The sequence below is a fragment of the Nocardia sp. NPDC057668 genome, assembly GCF_042799795.1.
GTDB lineage: Bacteria > Actinomycetota > Actinomycetes > Mycobacteriales > Mycobacteriaceae > Nocardia.
In genome coordinates this window covers 1,492,533-1,509,083 of the sequence record NZ_JBHVIC010000001.1, presented here as the reverse complement: position 1 = coordinate 1,509,083, position 16,551 = coordinate 1,492,533, and the positions used below count along the sequence as shown (strand labels likewise).

Below are 16,551 nucleotides of genomic sequence, written 5' to 3'. Positions count from 1 at the left end.
ACGAGGGGAAGACGACATGGCAACCGACTATGACGCACCACGGCGTAGTGAAACCGACGAAGTGTCGGAGGACTCGCTGGAGGAGCTGAAGGCTCGTCGCAACGAGGCGGCATCCGCCGTCGTGGATATCGACGAATCCGATACCGCGGAGTCGTTCGAGCTTCCCGGCGCGGATCTGTCCGAGGAGGTGCTCTCGGTCCGGGTCATCCCGAAGCAGGCCGACGAGTTCACCTGCTCGAGCTGCTTCCTGGTGCACCACCGCAGCCGTCTCGCCAGCGAGGCGAGCGGGCAGCTGATTTGCATGGACTGCGCGGCCTGAGTACTTCTGCCGAACAGCCCTGAGCAGGAAGTTCCGTCTGCCCGCGCTCGGGACACCGAGCGCGGCCAGTTTCAGCCCGGGTAACAACGAGCGCTGGCCGGTACTGGCCGGCGCTCGACACAACGCACACATCCGGATTCGTTCGGGTCGATGAAACGCTGCCCCATCAGGCAGCGTTTTTTGGCGTCGGAACAGGCGCCGCGGGGGGAGAACTCAGCTCGCGTTCTCGATGCCGAGCGCGGTCAGCACCCGCTCCGGACGACGGGTGCTGACGAGCCAGTACGGCGTCGGGTCATCGGGATCGTCGAGCACGAGCAGCACCAGCGAACCGATCCACGCCCGGTGCTGAACGTAGGCGGCCGGATCGAGCTGACGGCCCAGCGCCGCGCTCTTGGCACTGCCCGGCACGCTCGCGCCACGCGCGACGAAAGTCGCGGGCAGATGCGCGCGATCGACCCGCAACTCCGGCGTCCCCGACGCGTCGCGCACCACCTCGACCCGATGCCGCGACAGCCACAGCAGCACCCACACCGGAATCGGGAACAGCAGCACGTACGGCAGCCACGCCCGGATTCCCGGTGCGCCCATGTGAATTTCGGCGGCCAGCAGGCCGGTGATCGCCAATCCGACGGGCCACCACCACAGTGGCACCCACAGGCGCTCGGAGTAGAGGGGTTCGCTCTGGCGCTGGGGTTCGGTACTCACCTGAGGGGACTGGTCGGACACGACATCAGACTAGGTCAATGAGTTGGACGCCGAACGCGTAGGCTCGGCCCACGTGACCGGTATTCCGACTGTTCCCCTGCTGCGGCTCGATCCCAGCATGCCCGTACCGACGCGCGCTCACGAGGGCGACGCGGGCGTGGACCTGTGCACCACCGAGGACGTCATCATCGAACCGGGAGAACGGGTGCTCGTCGGCACCGGCCTCGCGGTGGCGCTGCCGATGGGCACGGTGGGGCTGATCCATCCCCGGTCGGGGCTGGCGGCCAAAGCGGGCCTGTCCGTCGTCAACACCCCCGGCACGGTCGATGCCGGGTACCGGGGCGAGATCAAGGTGTGCCTGATCAATCACGATCCGCGCACGCCCATCGAGCTCCGGCGGGGCGACCGCATCGCGCAGCTACTGGTGCAGCGGGTGGAACTGGTGGAATTCGTGGAGGTGGACTCGCTCGACGACACCGAGCGTGGCGCAGGAGGATACGGATCGAGCGGTGGGCACGCGAGCCTGACCGCGGGATCCGGTGGGGTGGGCCAGGTTGCCGGTAAGGAGGCATGACGATGTTCGGGAAGAAGAAGCGCAGCGGTGAGCCGGAGGATTCCGGTCAGTACGGCGACGAGTACTACGACGAGTACGACGACGACGCCGAGTACTCCGACGACACCGACGAGTTCGCGACGCAGGGCTACGCCGAGCCCGAGCCCGAGCCCGCGTACGAGGCGCCGGAGCGTGATGACCGCACCGGCCCCTACAACTACGACGACGTCGCCGATCGGCTGGGCACGGTGTCCGAGCAGCGCCTGGATCTGGGATCGGTCATCGTGCCGGTGCCGCCGGGCGGACAGTTGCAGGTCGAGATGACCCCGGACGGCACCCCGCAGGCGGTGCACCTGGCCACCGAGCACGGCCGCATCACCGTGGCCGCCTACGCCGCGCCCAAGTCCGCGGGTCAATGGCGTTCGGTGGCAGCCGATCTCGCCGAGACCCTGCGCAAGGACGGCGCCCAGGTGTCGGTGCAGAACGGCCCGTGGGGCCGGGAGCTGCACGCGGTCACCGAGGGTGCGGACCTGCGGTTCATCGGCGTGGACGGCTACCGCTGGATGGTGCGCCTGGTCGCGGCCGGCCCGTCCGGCGCGGCCGTCGACGGTGCGCCGCTGGTGACCGCGGCCCGCGCGATCATGAGCGAAACCGTGGTCAGACGCGGGGACGAGCCGCTTCCCGTGCGCGAACCGCTCCCGGTGGTCCTACCCCAGGAGCTCGCCGACCAGCTCGCCGCCGCCCATCAGCAGCAGCTGGCCGCTCAGCAGCAGGCCATGGCGGCCCAGCTCGCCGCGATGCAGGGCGGCCCCCAGCCGATCCCGACCGCCGCCCCCCAGGAGCCGCGCCGCGGCGCCGAGGGTTCGGCGATGCAGCAGCTCGGCCTGAATTAGGCAGCCACCCCGCCCCGAACAGGGCGAGTACGCGAACGGCCTTCGCACCCGACGGTGCGAAGGCCGTTCTGCTGTCATGAGATTCGGCACACCGCGAGCCGACAATGCCGGGTCGTGCCGACCGGGTGCGAATCGCTTCTCGCCCCTCGGCGGTTACCCACCGCCCGGGCACGGCTGAAACGTGCACCCGAGCCGGTGCGGGCCGGACGAGGCGAGAAGCAGGCCGCCGGTTACCGAGGGTTGCGGAATTCGGCGGGGACCCGGGTGGTCAGCGCGAGGCGACGCGGGGGAGCAGGCCGGCGATGCCGCGGGCGCCGAGGATCGCGGGGTCCGCGCCGAGCTCGTCCAGGGTGATGCGGTGCAGGCGGGCGTCGGGGATCAGGGCGGTCCAGCGTTCCGCCACGGCGATCGGGTGGACCGGGTCGTCGACCGCGCCCACGATGTGGACCGGGGCGGTGATCGCGGCGAGGAGGCCGGGTTCGGGCCAGGCGTAGGCGGCCGCTTCCTCCAGGGCCGCGGGCAGATCCGGCCACTGGGAGCGCCAGGACCGGGTCAGGGCGTCGGCGAGCCAGGCGGGGCTCGAGGCGCGCATGCGCTCGATCATCGCGTCCAGGCCGTCGGCGCGCAGCTGGGCCGCGGTGGCGGCGGCGCTGAGCGCGGCGGGGCAGCCGGTGGTGTCCGCGCCGGTCCAGGCGGGCAGGGCCGCGACCACGCCGTACGTGGCTTCGGGGTGCCGGGCGGCCCAGTCCACCGCGACCGCCGCGCCCAGGGAGATGCCCGCGATCAGGATCGGGCCCGACCGCGCGGCGGCGTCCAGCGCCGCGTGATAGCTCTCGATCACGCGCAGCGGGTCGGGATCCACCGCGACGCAGGCAATACCGGCTGCGGTGCAGGCGGATTCGAAGGCGCGGCGGGCGAAGTGGGCGTCGGAGCCGGTTCCGGGCAGGGCGACGGCGACCGCCGGAGTGGGGAGATCGGGCACCGGGCGAGCGTACTGCGACGGGCGCGCGTGGCGAGGGGAGGCACTCACCTCTACAGTGGCGGTGTACGGCCACAGCCGATCGCGTGGCAAGAAACGAACGACGTGCGACCCACGCCGTGTTGCTCTACAGGAGAGCGTGCGAGATGCCATCCACGGGTGGGAAGGACACCCCGTCAGGCTATTTCCGGCGATTGAGCCGGCGCCTGACGGCGGATCTGGATCGATTGGATGCCGAAGAGCTCGCCGAGACGTCCGAAGCGTCCGGCGCGTGTCAGGCGTCGCAGTGCAGGCGCGGCGAAGAGGTCACCATGCTCGGGCGGCTGCGCAGCGTCGAGACCTGTCCGAAGTCCGCGGGTGCGGAATTCTCGGCCGAGTTCTTCGACGGCACCGACAGTGTGTCGCTGATCTTCATCGGTCGGCGTCGCATCCCCGGTCTGGAGCCGGGGAGACGTATTCTGGTCCGCGGCCGCGTCGGCGAACGACGCGACGGCGGCAAGGTCATCTACAACCCCTACTACGAACTCCGTGGGAATTCCTGACGCATGTCGATACCGACCAGCAGCAACGACGAGGGCCGCAGGCCCACCGAGACCCGGAGGCCGCTGGAGGATCGCGGCGCGTACTCCGAGAACGGCGCCGAGCTTCTCGAAGCCGACCGCGCCGAGGTCGAGGCCGAGGAACAGCGCGAAGCCGAAACCCAGCAGACGCTGCTCGAGCAGCTGGGCGGTTTCAGCGGCCTGATCTACTCCTCGCTGCCGGTGCTGGTGTTCGTGCCGGTGAACTCCCTGCGCGGGCTGGGTCCCGCGCTCTGGGCCGCCATGGGTGTGGCCATCGCGATTCTGATCTGGCGTCTGGTGCGCAAGGATCCGATCCAGCCGGCGATCTCCGGCTTCCTGGGCGTCGGTCTGTGCGCCTTCATCGCCTGGCGCATGGGTGAGGCCAAGGGCTTCTTCCTGTTCGGCATCTACGCCAGCCTGGTGTACGCGGGCGCGTTCCTGGTGTCCCTGCTCGTGCGCTGGCCGCTGGCGGGTGTCATCTGGGGCATGTTGAACGGGCACGGCAGCGACTGGCGCGCCGATCGCCGCGCGATGCGCCTGTACGACCTGGCCACGGCGGTCTGGGCCGTGGTGTTCGGCGCCCGCTACCTGGTGCAGAACCACCTGTACGCCTCCGACAGCACCGGTCTGCTGGCCGTGGCGCGCCTGGCCATGGGCTGGCCGCTGACCGCGGTCGCGCTGGTGGTGACGGTGTGGGCGGTGCGCCGGGCCGGTCATCTGCCCGTGGCGTCGAGCAAGAGCAAAGCGGCTGCCCGCGACTGATTTCCGCGGCGCGACCCCGCGACAACCGGCCGATCCACCGCGGATCGGCTGTTCAGGACCTCGACAAGGGCCGTTCGAGCATCAGCTCGAACGGTCCTTATCGCGCTATGAGCCCACCGCGCAACACCTTCGGTAACGGTTAGGGGGTGGAAGGGGGTGCCCACCCCACCCCTGGGGTACCTATTTCGGCGGCGCTGATCATCGCAGGATCGTTATGAGACGAAACGGCGAAAGGATCGCGGAGTTGATTACCGACGGCAAGGCAGTGGCAGCGCAGGACCGTAGCGAGGGGCGCGGTGCGGCGGTGCAGGCAACGGCCTCGCGCAGCAGGCATTCAGCGGGGCGGGGCACCACCACCAAGAACAACAGTGCGGCCACCTCGGAATCGCGGCGCGCGGCAGCGGAATTGGAGAAGCTGATCGGTCCCGCCGCGAGCGGTGACAAGCACGCGATCTCCGACATTCTGAAGATCGTGTACCCGCTGGTGCGGCGCTACTGCGCGGCCCGCATGGGCAATGGCGGTCACCTGCACGTGACGGCCGACGATGTGGCACAGGAGATCTGCATGGCGACGGTGCAGGCCATCCCGCGCTACCGGGATCAGGGCAAGTCGTTCCTGGCCTTCGTGTACGGGATCTCGGCCAACAAGGTCGCCGACGCGTTCCGCCGGGCGCAGCTGCACCCGGCCTACCCGGTGGCGGAGTTCCCGGACGAGGCGGGCCACGAGGCCGGCCCGGAGGAGCGGGCGCTGCAGTCCGAAACCCGTGCCGCCACGCGCGAACTCATGAAGGTGCTGGCGCCGACCCATCGCGAGGTGCTGGTCATGCGGATCGTGCTGGGTTGGACCGCGGCCGAAACCGCCGAGGCCATCGGCACCAGCCCGGGCGTGGTCCGGGTCATGCAGCACCGCGCGCTGAACAAGCTGCGCGCCGAGCTGAAGGTCGCCTCGTGATGCGGCCGCGTTCGGCGCTGGCAGATCGATACGTGTCCGCGCTCGCACCGGAACCGGTGTGGGCGCTGGCGCCGGAGCGGGGGAGCGCGGACGCGCTCGCCCCGGCGATCTCAGGCCGTGACGCCGAGGTTGTTGTCGAAACCGTTGACGCCGAGGGCTTTGCGTAGCTCGTCCTCGGCTTCCACGGACGTGACGAACAGCAGTTCGTCCTCTCCTTCGAGCGAGTCGTCGGCCTGCGGGACGATGACCCGGCCGCCACGCAGAATGGTGACCAGCGCGGCATCGCGCGGCAGCTTCAGCATGCGAACGGCCTTGCCCGCCAAGGGCGTATCGGTGGGCAGTGTGATCTCCACCAGATTGGCCTGACCCTGGCGCAGGGTCATGAGCCGCACCAGATCACCGACCGACACCGCCTCCTCGACCAGCGAGGCGAGCAGGCGCGGAGTGGATACGGCCACGTCCACGCCCCACGAGGTGTCGAAGAGCCATTCGTTGCGGGGATCGTTGACCCGCGCCACCACCCGGCCCACGCCGAACTCGGTCTTGGCCAGCAGGCTGAAGACCAGATTCACCTTGTCGTCGCCGGTGGCGGCGATGACCACGTCGTAGGTTTCCAGGCCCGCCTCTTCGAGCGTCTCGAGCTCACAGGCGTCGGCGTGCGTCCAGACCGCGGCGGGCGCGCTGGTGGGGTCGATGTGATCGAGGCGGCGTTCCAGCAGCATGACCTGGTGACCGCCGCGCAGTAGTTCCTGGGCGATGGATCGGCCGACGGCGCCGGCGCCCGCAATGGCTACCTTCATTGCTCAGTCCTCGCTCGCGGGGGGATTTCCGGCCAGGGCCACGGCCTCGCCGACGGTCCCGGAGGTGGCGGCGATGTAGACGGTGTCATCGGCCTGCAGCATGGTCTTGGCGTTGGGGAGCATGCCCTGTCCGAAGCGGATCAAAAACGCCACGCGCGCGCCGATGGTGTTCTCCAGCGAGTGCACCGTGCGCCCGTACCACTCCTCGTGCAGGGTGAGCTCGGTGACCGCGACGGTGCCGGTGGGGTCGCGCCAGGTCGTGGTGGACTGATCGGCGACCAGATTGCGCAGGAACCGGTCGGTGGTCCACGGCACGGTGGCGATGGTCGGAATGCCCAGGCGCTCGTAGACGGCGGCCCGCTTGGCGTCGTAGATGCGGGCCACGACGCGTTCGACGCCGAAGGTCTCGCGGGCCACGCGGGCGGAGATGATGTTGGAGTTGTCGCCGGAGGACACCGCGGCGAAGGCGCCGGCACGTTCGATTCCGGCGCGGGTCAGCACATCCCGATCGAATCCGACGCCGGTGATGCACAGTCCGGGGAAATCGCGGCCCAGGCGCAGGAAGGCACTGGAGTTCTGATCGATCACCGCGACCTCGTGGCCGATGCGGACCAGGGCGCGTGCGAGCGAGGAACCCACCCGTCCACACCCCATGATCACTACGTACACCGTGCTGTCCCCATTTCCGAAAACCGTGGTGTGCGGTCTGGTTGCTTGTCCGGTTCGCAACCGTACCGCTCTAGTTTTTCCCGAGGCTTTTTCCCCCTCCGGTTGGTATTCAAACCGGAGCCGGGAAAAGCTCACAGCGTCTGCCCCCGCTGTCGCACCCGCATCGGCGCTTTTCTCCGGTAGCAAGCGTACGGCCACGAGATGAACCCGTCGCGCCGTGGACGCGACCGCGCTCGCGCTCCCCTATGCTCGCAAAAGTGTCGAAGTTGACGACGGCCGCCAAACGCATGCTGGTTGGCCGCCCCTTCCGTAGTGATTCGCTGGGTCACACCCTGCTACCCAAGCGAATCGCGCTGCCCGTGTTCGCCTCCGACGCGCTGTCTTCGGTGGCCTACGCGCCGGAGGAGATCTTCCTGGTGCTGTCGGTGGCCGGGTTGTCCGCCTACGTGTACGCGCCGTGGGTGGGCCTGGCGGTGGTGCTGGTCATGGCCGTCGTGGTCGCCAGCTATCGGCAGAATGTGCACGCCTATCCCTCGGGCGGCGGCGATTACGAGGTGGCGACCAAGAATCTCGGTCCCACGGCGGGTTTGACGGTCGGCAGCGCGTTGCTGGTCGATTACGTGCTCACGGTCGCGGTGTCGATTTCCTCGGCGGCGTCCAATATCGGTTCGGCCGTGCCGTTCGTCTCCACGCACAAGGTGTTGTTCGCGGTCGCGGCGATTGTGATTCTGACCGCCCTGAATCTGCGCGGTGTGCGGGAATCGGGCACCGCTTTCGCGATTCCCACCTATGCCTTCATGATCGGCATGTTCATCATGCTCATCTGGGGTTTCACCCGGATCGGCCTGGGGCAGGAGGTGCACGCGGAGTCCTACGGATTCGAGCTGAAGGCCGAGAACGACCATTTGTTCGGCATCGCGCTGGTGTTCTTGATCGCGCGCGCGTTCTCCTCGGGCTGTGCGGCGCTGACGGGTGTGGAGGCCATCAGCAACGGCGTGCCCGCGTTCCGCAAGCCCAAATCCCGCAATGCGGCGACCACCCTGTTGTTGCTGGGCACGATCTCCATCACGCTGCTGATGGCCATGATCGTGCTGGCCCAGGAGGTCGGCATCGTCTACGCGCACGACACCAGCCAGCTGGGCGGCGCGCCCGAGGGCTACGAGCAGAAGACGTTGGTCGCGCAGCTGGCCGGTGCGGTGTTCAGCGGCTTCCCGGCCGGGTTCTACTTCATGACCATCGTCACCGCGCTCATCCTCGTCCTCGCGGCGAACACCGCGTTCAACGGTTTCCCGGTGCTCGGCTCGATCCTCGCGCAGGACCGCTTCCTGCCCCGCCAGCTGCACACCCGCGGCGATCGCCTGGCCTTCAGCAACGGCATCATCTTCCTGGCCGGTGCGGCCGTGGCGTTCGTGGTGCTGTTCGGGGCCGAGGTCACCAAGCTCATTCAGCTCTACATCGTCGGCGTCTTCGTCTCGTTCGTGCTGAGCCAGACCGGCATGCTGCGGCACTGGACGCGGCTGCTGCGGACCGAGACCGATCCCGGGCAGCGGGCGCGCATGAAGCGCTCGCGGGTGATCAACGCCATCGGCCTGACCATGACCGCGACCGTGCTGGTGATCGTGCTGATCACCAAGTTCCTGGCGGGCGCGTGGATCGCCATCGTCACCATGGCGGCGATCTTCGGCATCATGAAACTCATTCGCCGGCATTACGACACGGTGTCGCGCGAGCTCGAGGCGTCGGAGTCCGAATGGGACGGGGTGCTGCCGAGCCGGACGCATTCCATCGTGCTGGTGTCCAAGCTGCACATGCCCACCCGGCGGGCGCTGGCCTATGCCCGCGCCGGACGGCCCGACACGCTCGAGGCCATCACGGTCAACGTCGATGAGCCGGACACCCGGACGCTGGTGCGGGACTGGGAGCGCAGCGACATCTCGGTGCCGCTCAAGGTGATCGAGTCTCCCTATCGCGAAATCACCAAGCCGGTGGTCGATTACGTCAAGCGGGTGCGCAAGGACGCGCCGCGTGATGTGGTGACCGTGTTCATCCCCGAATACGTGGTCGGTCGCTGGTGGGAGCAGCTGTTGCACAATCAGAGCGCGTTGCGGCTCAAGGGCCGCCTGTTGTTCGAGCCCGGCGTGATGGTGACCAGCGTGCCGTGGCAGCTCAGTTCCTCGGCCAACGCGCTGCGCCCGACCCGGCAGATCAGCGCGCCCGGTTCGGTGCGGCGTGGATTCGGAGATGATGCGTGAGTTCGGGAATGGATTGGCGCGGAACGACCGTCGAGGTTCGCCTCGGTGCGCCCGGGCACGGCGGGTTCTGTGTGGCCCGGCACGAGGGCCGGGTGCTGTTCGTACGGCACGGGCTGCCCGGTGAGCTGGTGCGCGCGATCGTCACCGAGGATCGCGGCGGCTCGTTCTGCCGCGCCGACGCGATCGAGATCCTGGAGGCATCGGCCGACCGCGTGGACCCCGCCTGCCCGGTGTCGGGCCCCGGCGGTGCGGGCTGCTGCGATTTCACCCACGCCACCCCCGCCGCCCAGCGCGGTCTCAAGCACAGCGTGGTCGCCGAACAACTGCTGCGCCTGGCCGATTGGGAGCCCGATTTCGAGGTGGAGGTGATCCCCGCACCGATGAGCGGGGTATCGGCGCCGCTGAAAGCCGGTGCGGACGGCTCGGTTTCCGGCGTTCCGGCAGCCGCCGGCGCCCCGTCCCCGTCCGTGAGCGGGACAACTCGGGATGCGGCCGCGGATCGGGCGGGTTCCGGACCCGCGGTGAGTGGCGCGCCCGCCGGTGTCGCTCCCGCTGCCGCCGGTGGCTGGCGCTCGCGGGTGCGCCTGGTCGTGGACGCGCAGGGCCGCGCGGGTGTGCACCGGTATCGCAGCACCGATGTGATCCCCGACCTGCGCTGCCCCCAGCCCATGGCCGGGGCGATGGAGGGCATTGCCGAGCGCACGTGGAAGCCCGGCGCGGATCTCGTGATCGCCGTGGACGGTGACGGCATGCGGCATCTGCTCGAGTTGTCCCCGGTGGTGCAATCGGGCCGGAGCAAGCGCGGCGGCAACGGTTTCCGGCGCGGGAGCGACCGCAACAGCACCGTCGCCCGCCGGGCCGCCGCGCACAGCCCGCGCGTGGAGAAGGTGTTCGACGGCACCGGCCGTGCCGTGCAGTACGTCGGGGGCCGTCGCTGGGAACTCTCGGCCACCGGCTTCTGGCAGCCGCACGCCGGTGCCGCGCAATGCTACTCGGATGTGGTGGCGGAGTGGTCAGACGCTGCCCCCGGGGCATTGACCTGGGATCTGTACTGCGGCGTGGGCGTTTTCGCGGCCCGGCTGGCCGGCCAGGTCGGTCCCGCGGGCGGAGTGCACGGCGTGGAATTCGCCCGCACCGCCGTCACCGAGGGCAAATCCGCCCTGCGCGACCTGCCCTGGGTGGACCTGCGCGCCGAACGCGTGGAGCAGTGGATAGTCGAGCAGCCGCCGACCGCGCCCGATGTGGTCGTCCTGGACCCGCCCCGCGCGGGCGCGGGCAAAGAGGTGATCAGCGCCCTCACCGAGCGCACTCCCCGCCGCATCATCCACATCGGTTGCGACCCCGCCTCGTTCGCCCGCGACCTGGGCCTGTACCGCAACGCCGGCTACGAGCCCGCCGCCCTGCGAGTCTTCGACGCTTTCCCCGGCACCCACCACGTGGAGTGCATCGCCCTGCTGGAACGCTGACTCCGAGTCCGCCGCGCGACGGTCGGCGGTGATGGCGGCGAATGGCGTGGTTCGTTGCCGCCGGTGGCAATGGGGTACGGCGTGCGCACCCGTCCTGTTCGTTCCCCGCGGCGGGCTCGAGCCGGATGTATCAGCCGAGCTGCCAGGTCACCCGGACCTCGGCCGACAGTTCGCTCTCGCCGAGCTCGACGGGGATCGCGGCGGAGTCCATCGGGGCGGACTTCGCGGCGAAGGCGATGCGCGGGGCGGGAAGTGATGCGCCCGAGGTGTTCTCGGTGATCTCGAGCACCGGGCCGAGCGTGCGCCCGGCCCGCGCCGCGTACTGTTCGGCCTTGGCGCGGGCGTGATCCCAGGCCGCGTCGCGGGCCCGGGTCAGCAGGCTCTCCTCGTCGGCGACGCCGAGCGTGAGCCCGCCCAGTCGCACTTCGTCCCCGCCCGCGTCGACGGCGTGCGCGATGATCGCCGCGGGCCCGGGTTGCGCGGGCTTCTCCTCCGCCTCGATGTCGCGCAGCACGACGGTGAGCGAGGTGCTCGCGACGTATCCCACGACCTGCTCGCGATTGGCCTCGGTCCACACGGTCTCGGTGCGAACCGACAAACCGCTGGTCGAGACGTCGCGAGCGGGCACCCCGTCCCCGCGCAGCGACAGAATCAGCGCGTCGGCGCGCGCCCCGGCGCCGGCGTAGGCGGCGGCCACGGTGTCGGCCTTCTTCTCCACGGAGATGCTCACCCGCATGAGATCCGGTGTGGCGCTCGCACTTCCGGCGCCGAACGTGGTGATGGTGCCGGTCTCGCTCACACTGCTGGTCACTACGTCCTCCTAGATCGGTTCCGGGGGCATCCCGATGCTACCGACGCCCGCCCATCCACCCCGCCCGCCGCGCGCCACGAGGCCCGATCCGCTCCGGCTTCCCGGCCCCGCGGCTCACCCCCGGGACCGGCCCCGCCGAACCCCGGCGACTGGCACCACCGAGTGAACGAGCGTACTCTCCATCTATCGCGGTAGGTGCGTTTACAGTGGATACAAAGGGGTTCCAGGGTATGAGATCTCACTATTTCGGTGAACAAGCGTACGTTGAATCGGCGGTTCGGGGGGCGATCCGATGAGCGCCTTCGGCGAACTCGTCCAGGAACTCGCGCAGGCGGGCCGCCGCAGCGGCCGCCGTCTGTCCCGCGTCCGCGTCGACGCCACCCAGCGCACCGTCCTGGAGGTCCAGGACCTGCTCTCGGAGAGCCGCGACATCCTCTTCGGCGCGCTCCGCGCCAAGACCGACGACCTGCGCGCCAAGACCGACGACATCCGGATCAAGACCGAAGACCTGGCGTCTCGCAAGAAGCGCTACTGATCGCTGCCGGGCCGCCACGCAGCCGTGGCGGGAGCGGCGGCCCGGCCCGAGCATATCGGCGAGTTCCCGGCCGTCACCAGGCTGTTCGTCTGGTACGGGCGAAATTGGCGGGTCGGGTCAGCCGCCACCCTCGCGGCGGTCCCGGCACTCGGATATCGGCGAGTGAGCCCCCGGCTGCGGACCATCCGCCGTGACCGGTCGCCGGTCCCGCGCCGCGCCATCGAGCAGGGGCCGCGGGGCGCGACGGTCAGGCCCCGCCGTGCGCCGCCAATGCCCGCACCGCCGCGTCCGTCTGCGAATACGCGGCCGTCGCAAGGCGCTCCAGCAGAGCCAGTTTCACCTCGGGGGCCTGGCTGGTGAGCCGATCGAACTTCTCCGGGGACAGCACGGCCAGGCGGACGGTGGTCTCGGCGTAGATGTCGTTGCTGAAATGCACGCCGGTGAGCAGGGAGATCTCCCCGAAGGACATGCCGGGGGAGAGCGTGATCAGGCGGTGCCGGCGACCGGCGTTGTCCTCGAAGGTGATTCGGACCCGCCCGTCCAGAATGAGGAACAGCCCCGCGCGCGGACTGTCGCGGGCGATCACCAGTTCGCCGCGCGCGATCGTGCGGATCTCGAATTCCCGTGCCAGCCGCACACATTCGTCGTCCGGCAGTTCGGCCATCGCCGGATGCTCCTCGACCCGCAGTGCGGCGGGCACGGTGTATCCGGGCGGCCGGTGCCTGTCGAGCACGAGCTGCTCGCACCATTCGGTGGCGCTGTCCCGGTCGACGAACACCCGTCCCACCGGATCGGCCGGATCCAGGCTCGACGACATGTGCCCGAGCTTGGCGTCCGGATCCACCAGTGCCACACGGCATCCCGCCGCCGCCAGTTCGGCCTGTACGTCGGCGAGCATGCGCGCGGCGATATCGCTGACGTCGCCGACCTCGCGCAGGTCCAGCACCAGCGCCTCCAGGTCTCCGGGCAGCTGTTCCACCGCGCGCACGGTGGACTCCGCGCCCGCGAACAGCAGGTCGCCGGCCAGTTCGACGATGCGCACCCGGTCGCCGTGGGCGCGCAGCAGCTCGAGCTCCTCGGGATCGCGCCGCAGCCGCGAGGGCGCCTCGGCCACCGAGTACGAGGCGCGAATCGCGGTGTGTGCGCCGCGGGTGACGTGCAGGAAGTGCAGGCCGAGTCGATGCGACAGTTCGCGGCACGCCATGACCCCGCGCACGCTGCTGCCGTGCTCGTCCAGTCGCGGCGAGTACACCGCGATGCCGAGCTGTCCGGGCAGCACGGCCAGAATCCCGCCGCCCACGCCGCTTTTCGCGGGCAGCCCGACCGTGGTGACCCAGTCGCCGGCGGCGTCGTACATGCCGCAGGTGGTCATGACGCTGAGAACTTGCTCGACGAGCGGGGCGACCAGGGCGCGTTCGTGGGTCAGCGGATGCACGCCGTTGTTGGCCAGTGTCGCGGCCATGAGGGCGAGATCACGGCAGGTGACGTCAAGTGAACACTGCCGGAAGTATCGATCGACCGCTTCGTCGGGATCGCCGTCCACAATCCCGACCCCGCGCAGCAGATATCCGATGGCCCGATTGCGAAATCCGGTGCGCGCTTCCGAGGCGTAGACGGCCTCGTTGAGTTTCAGTTCCCGCCCCGCGAATCGCCCGTAGCTGCGTTGTATCCGAGCGAACCGGTCGGCCGGGTCACGACCCTCCACGAGCGAGGCCGCGGTGATCGCGCCGGCGTTGATCATCGGGTTGCGCGGGCGCTGTGTCCGGGGGTCCAGACTGATTTCGTTGAACGGTTCTCCGGTGGGCTCCACGTCGATACGCTGCGCGACCGCCGCCGGTCCGCGGTCCGCCAGGGCCAGCGCGTAGGTGAAGGGTTTGGAGATCGATTGAATGGTGAACGGGGTGTGCACATCCCCGCTCCCGTACACCTGACCGTCCGCGGTTGCCAGGCAGATGCCGAACGAATCGGGTTGCACCGCCGCGAGTTCCGGGATGTAGTCGGCGAGTTCACCGGAGGTGTCGGTCCGGCAGAGTTGATATACCTCGTCGATGAGCCGGGCCACCACGCCGGGGGCGGCCGAAATCGGATTTGCTGCGGTCGAATCGGAGTGGACCACGCGGCCACTGTATCCGGGTAATGTGTGTGGAGCCTCACATCTGAAGTGGATGTCGCAGGTGGCGTTCAGTTCCTGACTTAGCGGGCCGGTCGCGGCTCCGTAGACTGTTGCAAACACAGGAGACATCCGGAGGGAGCAATAGCCGTGGGAGTGCTTTCCCGGGTCGACATGCCCGAGGACCTGCGCCGGCTGTCGGTATCAGAGCTGCGTGAGTTGGCCGAGGAGATTCGTGAGTTCCTGGTGCGGAAGGTCGCCGTCACCGGCGGGCACCTGGGTCCGAACCTCGGCGTCGTAGAGCTGACCATCGCGCTGCACCGGATCTTCGACTCGCCTGCCGACCCGATCATCTTCGACACCGGTCATCAGTCGTACGTCCACAAGATCCTGACCGGTCGCAAGGACGGGTTCGACACCCTGCGCAAGGAGGGCGGCCTGTCGGGCTACCCGTGCCGTGCCGAGAGCGCGCACGACTGGGTGGAGTCCTCGCACGCCTCGGCGTCGCTGTCCTACGCGGACGGTCTGGCCAAGGCGTTCGCGCTGACCCGGCAGAAGCGCAGCGTGGTGGCGGTCGTCGGCGACGGCGCGCTCACCGGCGGTATGTGCTGGGAGGCGCTGAACAACATCGCCGCCGGGCAGGACCGCTCGGTGGTGATCGTGGTCAACGACAACGGCCGCTCCTACGCCCCGACCATCGGCGGCCTGGCCGACCGGCTCAGCGCGCTGCGCATGCAGCCCGCCTACGAGCAGGCCCTGGACGCGACCAAGCGCATCGTGCAGTCGATCCCGGGTGTGGGGGAGTCGGCCTATTCGATGCTGCACGCGCTCAAGACCGGCATCAAGGACGCGGTCGCCCCGCAGGAGCTGTTCGGCGACATCGGGCTGAAGTACGTGGGCCCGGTGGACGGGCACGACACGGTCGCGCTGGAGGCGGCGCTGCGGCGTGCCAAGGATTTCGGCGGCCCGGTGGTCGTGCACGTGGTGACCCAGAAGGGCCGCGGCTACAAGCCCGCCGAGGATCACGTGGCCGATCAGATGCACGCGATCAGCCGCATCGATCCCGAGACCGGTGAGCCGGTGGGCGGTTCGTCCGCGCCGAGCTGGACCTCGATCTTCTCCCAGGAGCTGATCGCGCAGGCCGAGCAGCGGGACGACGTCGTCGCCATCACCGCCGCCATGCCCGGCCCGACCGGTTTGTCCGCGTTCGGAAAGCGCTTCCCGGAGCGCATGTTCGACGTCGGCATCGCCGAACAGCACGCGATGACCTCCGCGGCCGGTATGGCCCTGGGCGGTCTGCACCCGGTGGTCGCCATCTACTCCACGTTCCTGAACCGCGCGTTCGATCAGCTGCTCATGGACGTGTCGCTGCTGAATCTGCCGGTGACCCTGGTCCTGGACCGCGCGGGCATCACCGGCGACGACGGCGCGAGTCACAACGGCATGTGGGATCTGTCCGTGCTGGGCATAATCCCGGGCATCCGGGTGGCCGCCCCCCGTGACGGCGCGACCCTGCGCGAGGAACTGGGCGAGGCGCTGCACATCGGTGACGGCCCGACCGCCATCCGATTCCCCAAGGGTAGTGTCACGGAGGACATCTCCGCGGTGGAGCGCCTGGACGGGCTGGACGTGCTGCGCATGCCCGAGCTGCTGGACGGCGATTCGGCGCAGTCGGTGCGCGGCGACGTGCTGATCGTGGCCGTCGGCGCGTTCGCGGGCCTGGGCCTGCAGGTCGCCGATCAGCTGGAGGCCGACGGCGTCGCGGTCACCGTCGTGGATCCGCGCTGGGTGCTGCCGGTCAACGACGCCCTGGTGAAGATGGCCGAGAACTATCGCCTGGTGGTGACGCTGGAGGACAGCGGCCTGCACGGCGGCATCGGCTGTACCGTGTCGGCGGCGCTGCGCGCGGCGGGCCTGGACATCCCGACCCGCGATATCGGTGTGCCGCAGCAGTTCCTGGACCATGCCTCGCGCGCGCGGGTGCATCAGGATCTGGGTCTGACACCGGACGATGTGACCCAGCGGATCAGCGGCTGGCTCGGCGGCAACGCCACGGTCGAGCTCGATCAGGTCGGCGCCGATTCGGTGCTGGTCATCGAGCCCGAGCGGGCGCTCGCGGAATAGGCCGGCACCGGCGGCTTTTCGGGCATGGGCCGCCGGTCTCGCACCGGCGGCATTCCCGGAC

16 protein-coding genes are annotated in these 16,551 nt (G+C 69.5%); 10 read left to right on the top strand and 6 right to left on the bottom strand.

Annotated features, from left to right (window positions below; genetic code table 11):
- Nucleotides 1-16: 16 nt before the first annotated feature.
- Nucleotides 17-319, top strand: coding sequence for a DUF4193 domain-containing protein (locus ACFVBH_RS06910; RefSeq protein ID WP_327145210.1), 303 nt, complete (start codon nucleotides 17-19; stop codon nucleotides 317-319).
- Between the two features lie 213 nt (nucleotides 320-532).
- On the opposite strand, the gene ACFVBH_RS06905 is transcribed toward ACFVBH_RS06910, so the two are convergent.
- Entirely contained in the window at nucleotides 533-1,045 is a 513-nt protein-coding gene (locus ACFVBH_RS06905) for a DUF3093 domain-containing protein (protein WP_379000471.1), read from the bottom strand.
- 52 nt (nucleotides 1,046-1,097) lie between these two features.
- Between ACFVBH_RS06905 and dut the strand changes: the two genes are divergently transcribed.
- The gene (gene dut, locus ACFVBH_RS06900; RefSeq protein ID WP_354991599.1) at nucleotides 1,098-1,598 is read left to right on the top strand and encodes a dUTP diphosphatase; all 501 of its coding nucleotides are present in this window, start codon (nucleotides 1,098-1,100) and stop codon (nucleotides 1,596-1,598) included.
- Nucleotides 1,599-1,600: 2 nt separating this feature from the next.
- Complete coding sequence (locus tag ACFVBH_RS06895) at nucleotides 1,601-2,470, top strand: DUF3710 domain-containing protein (RefSeq protein ID WP_354991604.1); 870 nt, start codon at nucleotides 1,601-1,603, stop codon at nucleotides 2,468-2,470.
- A 268-nt stretch (nucleotides 2,471-2,738) separates the two neighbouring features.
- On the opposite strand, the gene ACFVBH_RS06890 is transcribed toward ACFVBH_RS06895, so the two are convergent.
- A complete protein-coding gene (locus ACFVBH_RS06890) occupies nucleotides 2,739-3,452 on the bottom strand; it encodes an alpha/beta fold hydrolase (RefSeq protein WP_379000467.1) in 714 nt (237 codons plus the stop codon).
- A 143-nt stretch (nucleotides 3,453-3,595) separates the two neighbouring features.
- Between ACFVBH_RS06890 and ACFVBH_RS06885 the strand changes: the two genes are divergently transcribed.
- From ACFVBH_RS06885 to ACFVBH_RS06875, 3 genes are all read left to right on the top strand, one after another.
- A complete protein-coding gene (locus ACFVBH_RS06885; RefSeq protein ID WP_379000465.1) occupies nucleotides 3,596-3,991 on the top strand; it encodes an OB-fold nucleic acid binding domain-containing protein in 396 nt (131 codons plus the stop codon).
- A 3-nt stretch (nucleotides 3,992-3,994) separates the two neighbouring features.
- Nucleotides 3,995-4,771 (top strand): DUF3159 domain-containing protein, encoded by a 777-nt coding sequence (locus tag ACFVBH_RS06880; RefSeq protein ID WP_354991596.1) that lies wholly within the window; start codon nucleotides 3,995-3,997, stop codon nucleotides 4,769-4,771.
- Between the two features lie 304 nt (nucleotides 4,772-5,075).
- Nucleotides 5,076-5,723, top strand: a complete 648-nt coding sequence (locus tag ACFVBH_RS06875) for a sigma-70 family RNA polymerase sigma factor (RefSeq protein ID WP_354984241.1) — start codon at nucleotides 5,076-5,078, stop codon at nucleotides 5,721-5,723.
- Between the two features lie 110 nt (nucleotides 5,724-5,833).
- On the opposite strand, the gene ACFVBH_RS06870 is transcribed toward ACFVBH_RS06875, so the two are convergent.
- Both ACFVBH_RS06870 and ACFVBH_RS06865 read right to left on the bottom strand, forming a co-directional pair.
- Complete coding sequence (locus ACFVBH_RS06870) at nucleotides 5,834-6,523, bottom strand: TrkA family potassium uptake protein (protein WP_354984231.1); 690 nt, start codon at nucleotides 6,521-6,523, stop codon at nucleotides 5,834-5,836.
- 3 nt (nucleotides 6,524-6,526) lie between these two features.
- Nucleotides 6,527-7,192, bottom strand: a complete 666-nt coding sequence (locus ACFVBH_RS06865; protein WP_379000461.1) for a potassium channel family protein — start codon at nucleotides 7,190-7,192, stop codon at nucleotides 6,527-6,529.
- A 257-nt stretch (nucleotides 7,193-7,449) separates the two neighbouring features.
- Here ACFVBH_RS06865 and ACFVBH_RS06860 point away from each other — a divergent pair, with 257 nt between their 5' ends.
- Together ACFVBH_RS06860 and ACFVBH_RS06855 are read left to right on the top strand one after the other, a co-directional pair.
- Nucleotides 7,450-9,444 carry an APC family permease gene (locus ACFVBH_RS06860; protein WP_354984229.1) on the top strand — a complete coding sequence of 665 codons (1,995 nt, stop codon included), beginning with the start codon at nucleotides 7,450-7,452 and terminating at the stop codon, nucleotides 9,442-9,444.
- 8 nt (nucleotides 9,445-9,452) lie between these two features.
- The gene (locus ACFVBH_RS06855) at nucleotides 9,453-10,910 is read left to right on the top strand and encodes a class I SAM-dependent RNA methyltransferase (RefSeq protein ID WP_379001622.1); all 1,458 of its coding nucleotides are present in this window, start codon (nucleotides 9,453-9,455) and stop codon (nucleotides 10,908-10,910) included.
- A gap of 130 nt (nucleotides 10,911-11,040) precedes the next feature.
- Here the strand turns inward: ACFVBH_RS06855 and ACFVBH_RS06850 are convergent, their stop codons facing one another.
- Nucleotides 11,041-11,721: an SIMPL domain-containing protein gene (locus tag ACFVBH_RS06850; RefSeq protein WP_379000458.1), complete on the bottom strand. Its 681-nt coding sequence runs from the start codon at nucleotides 11,719-11,721 to the stop codon at nucleotides 11,041-11,043.
- Between the two features lie 292 nt (nucleotides 11,722-12,013).
- Between ACFVBH_RS06850 and ACFVBH_RS06845 the strand changes: the two genes are divergently transcribed.
- Nucleotides 12,014-12,256 carry a hypothetical protein gene (locus ACFVBH_RS06845; protein ID WP_354984227.1) on the top strand — a complete coding sequence of 81 codons (243 nt, stop codon included), beginning with the start codon at nucleotides 12,014-12,016 and terminating at the stop codon, nucleotides 12,254-12,256.
- Between the two features lie 247 nt (nucleotides 12,257-12,503).
- Here ACFVBH_RS06845 and glsA read toward each other — a convergent pair whose 3' ends face one another.
- Nucleotides 12,504-14,372, bottom strand: a complete 1,869-nt coding sequence (gene glsA, locus ACFVBH_RS06840; protein WP_379000456.1) for a glutaminase A — start codon at nucleotides 14,370-14,372, stop codon at nucleotides 12,504-12,506.
- Nucleotides 14,373-14,516: 144 nt separating this feature from the next.
- Between glsA and dxs the strand changes: the two genes are divergently transcribed.
- Nucleotides 14,517-16,490, top strand: coding sequence for a 1-deoxy-D-xylulose-5-phosphate synthase (dxs, locus tag ACFVBH_RS06835; RefSeq protein ID WP_354984226.1), 1,974 nt, complete (start codon nucleotides 14,517-14,519; stop codon nucleotides 16,488-16,490).
- Nucleotides 16,491-16,551 lie beyond the last annotated feature (61 nt).

Coding starts and splice junctions, on each gene's coding strand:
- ACFVBH_RS06910 (WP_327145210.1), top strand. CDS start 17: ATGGCAACCGACTATGACGCACCACGGCGTAGTGAAACCGACGAAGTG.
- ACFVBH_RS06855 (WP_379001622.1), top strand. CDS start 9,453: ATGGATTGGCGCGGAACGACCGTCGAGGTTCGCCTCGGTGCGCCCGGG.
- ACFVBH_RS06870 (WP_354984231.1), bottom strand. CDS start 6,523: ATGAAGGTAGCCATTGCGGGCGCCGGCGCCGTCGGCCGATCCATCGCC.
- ACFVBH_RS06895 (WP_354991604.1), top strand. CDS start 1,601: ATGTTCGGGAAGAAGAAGCGCAGCGGTGAGCCGGAGGATTCCGGTCAG.
- ACFVBH_RS06880 (WP_354991596.1), top strand. CDS start 3,995: ATGTCGATACCGACCAGCAGCAACGACGAGGGCCGCAGGCCCACCGAG.
- ACFVBH_RS06845 (WP_354984227.1), top strand. CDS start 12,014: ATGAGCGCCTTCGGCGAACTCGTCCAGGAACTCGCGCAGGCGGGCCGC.
- ACFVBH_RS06885 (WP_379000465.1), top strand. CDS start 3,596: ATGCCATCCACGGGTGGGAAGGACACCCCGTCAGGCTATTTCCGGCGA.